We start from the raw sequence: 6,206 nt of genomic DNA on the forward strand, positions 1-6,206 counted from the left end.
TCGGACGCGCTCGCCGACCCCTGGCGCGACCCGGCGGCACCGACCGCGGTGGTGGTGCCCGGGGTGGTTGCTCCCGGCACCGAGCCCGAGCCGGTCACCGACCCCGACGCGCCGGGCCGGCCGACGCTGCGCCACCTGTTGCTCATCCCGGTGATCACCGCGCTCCTGGCCGGCACCCTCGGCGGTGCGCTGGGCTACGCGTTCGCGGTACGCGGCGGCGCTGGCGCGGCGGTCCTCGGTGGTGCGCCCGCGGAGGTGCCGGCGCTGGCGCAGCGCAAACCGGAGTCGCTGGCCGGGGTCGCCGAGCGTGTCCTGCCCAGCGTGGTCACCGTACGGGTGAGCAGCCTCGGCGGGACCAGTGAGGGCTCCGGGTTCATCGCCACCGCCGACGGCCATGTGATCACCAATGACCATGTGGTGGCCGGCGGCACCGGCAAGGCCTCGGTGGTCTTCAACGACGGCAGCACCGCGCCGGCGACAATCGTCGGGCAGGACGCGGAGTCGGACATCGCCGTGATCAAGGTGAGTCGTCCCGGGCTGCGGCCGGTGGAGTTCGGCGACTCCGACGCGCTGGCGGTCGGCGACCCCGTGCTCGCCATCGGCTCGCCGCTGTCGCTGGCCAACACGGTCACCGCCGGCATCGTGAGTGCTCTGGACCGGACGATGCAGGCCGGCGAGCCGGGCGGTCCGGTGCGCTACTACGCCGCCATCCAGACCGACGCCGCGGTCAACCACGGCAACTCGGGCGGTCCACTTGTCGACGGCGCCGGCCGGGTGGTCGGGGTGAACTCCACCATCAAGTCACTTGTCGCCGAGGGGCAGGAGGCGGGCAACATCGGGCTCGCCTTCGCCATCCCGATCAACCAGGCCAAGCGGGTGACCCAGGACATCATCGGCACCGGCAAGGCCCGGCGTACGGTGATCGGCGCCCGGGCGGACGGCCCGACCGGAGTTGCCGGCGGTGGCCTGCGGCTGGCCGAGGTGGAGCCGTCCGGTCCCGCGGACGGCGCCGGGTTGAAGGTCGGCGACGTGATCCTCAAGATCAACGGGCGGCCGATGACCGAGCCGACCGACCTGACCGCGTTGGTCCGCAAGTACGCGCCGGGCTCGGTGGTGACCGTCGAGTATCGGCGGGGCTCCGCCCGGCAGAACACCTCGGTAACCCTCGCGGCGGACGCGAAGTGAACAGCGGCGCACCCCTTGCCCGAAAGCCCCCCGGCGTGCGTAGTCTTGCTGCTGACGCCGAGAGGAGGCCCGCGGGATGCTCGACAACCTGAACTGGTGGGAGATCGGTGCGCTGCTGCTCCTGGCGCTGCTGATCTTCGGCGACCGGCTCCCCGCCGTGATCACCGACGGCCTGCGGTTGGTGCGCAACCTGCGCAACATGGCCCGCAACGCCACCGGCGACCTGAGCCGCGAGCTGGGCACCGACATCCAGCTGGAAGACCTGCACCCGAAGGCGTTCATCCGCAAGCACCTCCTCAGCGAGGAGGACGAGGCGGCGATCCGCAAGCCGTTGCAGGGCGTCTACGACAACCTGCGCGCGGACGTCAGCGGCGTGCACAACGACCTGAAGGACGTGGCCAACGCCGCCGACCTGCGGTCGAACGAGGCCCGCTCCGGCACGGCCACCAGCACTCCCTCGGCCCCGGCCCCCCGCGCCAGCTACGACGACGCCACCTGACCGAGCCGGTCAGTACCCGCCCGACCCGGCGCTGATCAACTCGCGTTGCAGGAAGTCGGCCGGTCGACCAGCGCGGGACACCCCGACTTCCGGGAACCCGAGTTGACCATGTGGCAAAGCCCCTCGCCGGCCTGCCGGGAGCACCCACCGACATGCGTCAGCCCGTCGGCCAGGAGCGGCCGACGGGCTGACGGTGTTCGGGGTGGTCAGCGGCCGGCGGGCTTGAGGCCGAGTGGCTTGCCGAGCAGTGACTCGCGGCGCAGGGCGAGCCGGTCGGCGATCGTGCCGAGTGCCTGCGCGGCAGGGGACTCCGGCTCGGCCAGCACGATCGGGTTGCCGGCGTCGCCAGCTTCGCGGACCCGGGTGTCCAGGGGGATCTGACCGAGCAGCGGCACCTGCGCGCCGATGGTCCGGCTCAGCGACTCGGCCACGGCCGTGCCGCCGCCGGAGCCGAAGATCTCCATCCGGGAGCCGTCCGGCAGCTCCAGCCAGGACATGTTCTCGATGACGCCGACCACCCGCTGGTGGGTCTGCAGGGCGATCGCGCCAGCCCGCTCCGCCACCTCGGCGGCGGCGGTCTGCGGGGTGGTGACGATCAGGATCTCCGAGTTGGGCAGCAACTGGGCCAGCGAGATGGCCACGTCACCCGTGCCCGGGGGCAGGTCCAGCAGGAGCACGTCCAGGTCGCCCCAGTAGACGTCGGCCAGGAACTGCTGCAACGCCCGGTGCAACATCGGGCCGCGCCACACGACGGCAGCGTTGCCGGACGTGAACATGCCGATGGAGATCACCTTCACGCCGTGCGACTGCGGCGGCATGATCATGTCTTCGACCCGGGTGGGTCGGGCCTCCGTGCCGAGCATCCGGGGCACCGAGTGGCCGTAGATGTCGGCGTCGACCACCCCGACGGAGAGCCCACGGGCGGCGAGCGCCGCCGCCAGGTTGACCGTCACGCTGGACTTGCCGACGCCACCCTTGCCGCTGGCCACCGCGTACACGCGGGTGCGCGAGCCGGGCTGGGCGAACGGGATGACGGGTTCCTCGGTGGCGCCGCCGCCGCGCAGTTGCGACTGCAACGACTGCCGCTGCTCGGGGGTCATCACCCCAAAGTCGATCTCCACGCCGGTGACGCCGGGCACCGCGGCCAGGGCGGTGGTGATGTCCGTACGCAGCTTGTCCTTCAGCGGGCAGCCGGCGACGGTGAGCAGCAGTTCGACGCGGACGACACCGCTGGCACCGATCGTGGCGGAGCGGACCATGCCCAGCTCGGTGATGGGCCGGCGGATCTCCGGGTCGTTGACGGTGGCCAGGGCGGCCTGGATCGCGTCCTCGACGGTGCTCACGGGTGCTGACATGACCGCAATGCTACGTCGCGGGGCATCCGCTGCCGCCGCTGCCCGGGGCGGTGTGAGCCAATCGATGACCCGTCGGTCAGCCCTCTGACCGGCGCGGGCCGGTGCCGTCCGGCCGGGCGTCCCGGGTGAGGTCGCCGTCCAGGTCGTCGCGGGGCTCGTCCAGGCCGACGCCGTCGGTCGGCCGCTGGCCACGGCGCTCCTGCCGGCTGTCCTTCTCCTGCTGGCGGCGCTCCAGTCGTTGCCGGCGCTGCCCCACCTCGTCCAGTTCCTCGGCCAACCGGGCCAGCTCGGAACGGAGGAAGTCGCGGGTGGCGACCTCACCCAGCGCGATCCGCAGGGCCGCGATCTCCCGGGCCAGGTACTCGGTGTCCGCCTTCTGCGCGGTGGCTCGCCGCCGGTCCTCCTCGAGGGCCACCCGGTCCCGGTCGGCCTGCCGGTTCTGGGCCAGCAGGATCAGTGGGGCCGCGTAGCTGGCCTGCAACGACAGCACCAGGGTCAAGAACGTGAAGGTGTACGGGTCGAAGCGCAGGTTCGCCGGGGCCAACGTGTTCCAGACGAACCAGATCATGATCACCACCGTCATGACGACGATGAAGTTCGCGGTGCCCATGCCCCGGGCGATGCCCTCGGACCACCGACCGAACGCCTCCGCGTCGAACCGGGGCAGCTTGACGCCCCGGGGCTCGCGTGGCTGGTCGAGACGCTCCGTCCGCCGCTGGTCAGCCATCCGCGCCGTCCAGCACGGTGTCGGTGGCGCCCGGGGCGGCCAGGGCGTCCCGGTCCCGCCAGTCCCGGGGTAGGGAGTGGTCCAGCACGTCGTCCACCGTCACGGCGCCGACCAGCCGGTTGTTCCGGTCGATCACCGGCATGGCGACCAGGTCGTAGGTGGCCATCCGGCGGGTGATCTCCGGCAGCGGCGTGGTGGGGCGCAGCGGGTCGATGTCGTTGACCACCACCTTGCCCAGCAGGTCGGCCGGAGGTTCGCGCAGCAGCGCCTGGAAGTGCACCATGCCCAGGTAGCGGCCGGTCGGCGTGTTCTGCGGTGCCCGGGTCACGAAGACCTGCGCGGCGACGGCGGGGGAGAGCTGCGGCTCCCGGATCCGGGCCAGCGCCTCGGCGACGGTGGCGTCCGGCGGCAGGATGACCGGCTCCGAGGTCATCACACTGCCCGCCGTGCCGGGGGTGTACTTCAGCAACTGGCGTACCGGGTCGGCCTCGTCCGGCTCCATCAGGTCCAGCAGCACGTCCTGCTCGGGTGGGGGCAGCTCGTTGAGCAGGTCCGCGGCGTCGTCCGGGTCCATCTCCTCCAGGACGTCGGCGGCCCGCTCCCGGTCGAGGGCGGCGAGGATCTCCACCTGGTCGTGCTCCGGCAGCTCGCTGAGCACGTCGGCCAGCCGCTCGTCGTCCAGTGCGGCCGCGACCTCGTTGCGCCGCGCGTCGGGCAGATCCTGCAACGCGTTGGCCAGGTCGGCGGGGCGCATGTCCTCCAGTACGGCGAGCAGGTTCGCCGTACCCCGGTTGTCGGCGATGCCGCTGAGCCCGCGCACCCGGTCCCACTCGACCTGGTGCAGGTGGCCGCGGCGGCTGAGCCGACCGGTCTGCTCGCGTACGGCGACGCGGGTCAGCGACCACTCGCCGCCCCGGGTGCACTCCATCGCGACGTCCACGACCGCGCCGGGCTGGCCGCCCGGGTCGAGTTGCACCCGCCGGTCGAGCAGCTCCTGGAGCACCAGCAGCTCGTTCGGGCGCTTCTCGAACCGGCGCAGGTTGAGGGTGCCGGAGCCGAGCACCACGGCGTCCGCGTCGATGGAGGTGATCCGGTTGATGGACAGGAAGATCCGACGACGCATCGGCATCTCGGCGACGAGACCCACCACCTCCGGCGGACGCTTCGTCGCCCTCAGCCGGGCCACGGCGTCACGAACCCGTCCCACCTGATCGCCGTTCGGGTCGAAGACGGCGACTCCGGCGAGACGGGCGATGTAGACCCGGGTCGGCGTACTCACGGGCACCAGCCTAAGCGCCTAGTGTTTATCAACATGTCGACCTTGGCCTACGAGATCGTGGACGTCTTCACCGATCGCCCCTTCGCCGGTAACCCGCTGGCGGTGGTGTTCGGCGCGGAGGCGCTGGCCACCGAGCAGATGCAGGCGCTCGCGCTGGAGTTCAACCTCTCCGAGACGGTGTTCGTGCTGCCGCCGACGCAGGTCGGGAGCACCTACCGGGCCAGGATCTTCACTCCGGTGGAGGAGTTGCCGTTCGCCGGGCACCCCAGCGTCGGCGCCGCGGTCACCGCGTGCCGGCGGGGCATGTTCGGTGTGGGGCAGGTCACCCAGGAGTGCGGGGCCGGTGTGCTGCCGATCGAGGTGACCGCGTCCGGGGCGACGCTTACCGGTGGCACCCCCACCCTCGGGCCGGAGCTTGACCCGGAGCCGTTGTTGGAGATCGCCGGGCTGGTCGCCGACGACCACTTCGGGCCCGCCCCACGCGTCGCCGGCTGTGGGCTGGAGTTCCCGTACCTGCCGGTGCGTCCGGAGTCGGTGGCCCGCGCCCGGGTGAACCCGGCGGCGGCGCAGCGGTACGGGGTGTCGCACGTCAGCGTCTTCTCCTGGGACGCGGCCGCGCAAACCGCGCACGCCCGGGTCTTCGTGCCGGGGATCGGCGTTCCGGAGGACCCGGCGACCGGTTCGGCAGCACTCGGCCTCGGTGTCTGGCTGGTGGCGAGTGGTCTGCTGCCCGGCGAGGGGCGGTCGGAGTACGCGGTCCGCCAGGGCGTGGAGATGAACCGCCCGTCCGCGTTGGCCTGCACGGTCACCGCGGCGGACGGGGTGGCGGTCGGCGCGACGGTCGCCGGTCAGGTGATGCCGGTGGCCCGGGGCGAGATCGCCGTGCCGCCGTTCGTGGGCTGAGCGGAGGCGCCGATGCGGGAGGATGCGGGTGTGACGGACGAGGACGCCCCCGGGGGCACCCCACTGGTCGACGAGGCGATGAAGAAGGCCGCCGTGGCCTGGGTCAGCGTTGCCGGCGGGCCGGCGCTGGCGCTCTGGTGCGCCCCGCTGGAGGGCGCGCTTCTGGTGGTCAGCGGGCCGGGCGAGCAGGCCGCACCGGGCCTGGCCGACGCGACCGAGGCCCAGGTGACCCTGCGCGGCGACCACGGCGGGCGGATC

The 6,206-nt window shown here is 72.5% G+C and carries 6 protein-coding genes and 1 pseudogene; 4 read left to right on the plus strand and 3 right to left on the minus strand.

Annotated features, from left to right (window positions below):
- Together PSH25_RS21710 and PSH25_RS21715 are read left to right on the plus strand one after the other, a co-directional pair.
- On the plus strand, nucleotides 1–1,185 hold a 1,185-nt coding region (locus tag PSH25_RS21710; protein WP_238660824.1), incomplete at its 5' end, for a S1C family serine protease.
- Nucleotides 1,186–1,261: 76 nt separating this feature from the next.
- Nucleotides 1,262–1,684 (plus strand): twin-arginine translocase TatA/TatE family subunit, encoded by a 423-nt coding sequence (locus tag PSH25_RS21715; RefSeq protein WP_196920926.1) that lies wholly within the window; start codon nucleotides 1,262–1,264, stop codon nucleotides 1,682–1,684.
- 206 nt (nucleotides 1,685–1,890) lie between these two features.
- On the opposite strand, the gene PSH25_RS21720 is transcribed toward PSH25_RS21715, so the two are convergent.
- The 3 genes from PSH25_RS21720 to PSH25_RS21730 form a co-directional block, all read right to left on the minus strand.
- The gene (locus tag PSH25_RS21720) at nucleotides 1,891–3,039 is read right to left on the minus strand and encodes an Mrp/NBP35 family ATP-binding protein (RefSeq protein WP_238660825.1); all 1,149 of its coding nucleotides are present in this window, start codon (nucleotides 3,037–3,039) and stop codon (nucleotides 1,891–1,893) included.
- 76 nt (nucleotides 3,040–3,115) lie between these two features.
- The gene (locus PSH25_RS21725) at nucleotides 3,116–3,766 is read right to left on the minus strand and encodes a DUF1003 domain-containing protein (protein WP_238660826.1); all 651 of its coding nucleotides are present in this window, start codon (nucleotides 3,764–3,766) and stop codon (nucleotides 3,116–3,118) included.
- Entirely contained in the window at nucleotides 3,759–5,045 is a 1,287-nt protein-coding gene (locus PSH25_RS21730) for a magnesium transporter MgtE N-terminal domain-containing protein (RefSeq protein WP_238660827.1), read from the minus strand. Before PSH25_RS21730 ends, PSH25_RS21725 begins: the two co-directional genes overlap by 8 nt.
- A gap of 33 nt (nucleotides 5,046–5,078) precedes the next feature.
- Between PSH25_RS21730 and PSH25_RS21735 the strand changes: the two genes are divergently transcribed.
- Both PSH25_RS21735 and PSH25_RS21740 read left to right on the plus strand, forming a co-directional pair.
- Nucleotides 5,079–5,948 (plus strand): PhzF family phenazine biosynthesis protein, encoded by an 870-nt coding sequence (locus PSH25_RS21735; RefSeq protein ID WP_238660828.1) that lies wholly within the window; start codon nucleotides 5,079–5,081, stop codon nucleotides 5,946–5,948.
- Between the two features lie 12 nt (nucleotides 5,949–5,960).
- Nucleotides 5,961–6,206: pseudogene (locus tag PSH25_RS21740) on the plus strand (hypothetical protein); the annotation flags it as partial.

The organism is Micromonospora foliorum, from assembly GCF_022229015.1.
Classification (GTDB): domain Bacteria; phylum Actinomycetota; class Actinomycetes; order Mycobacteriales; family Micromonosporaceae; genus Micromonospora; species Micromonospora foliorum.

Bases quoted from the DNA above. Each gene is read 5' to 3' on its own strand.
- PSH25_RS21715 (WP_196920926.1), top strand. From the start codon at position 1,262: ATGCTCGACAACCTGAACTGGTGGGAGATCGGTGCGCTGCTGCTCCTG.
- PSH25_RS21720 (WP_238660825.1), bottom strand. From the start codon at position 3,039: ATGTCAGCACCCGTGAGCACCGTCGAGGACGCGATCCAGGCCGCCCTG.
- PSH25_RS21725 (WP_238660826.1), bottom strand. From the start codon at position 3,766: ATGGCTGACCAGCGGCGGACGGAGCGTCTCGACCAGCCACGCGAGCCC.
- PSH25_RS21735 (WP_238660828.1), top strand. From the start codon at position 5,079: ATGTCGACCTTGGCCTACGAGATCGTGGACGTCTTCACCGATCGCCCC.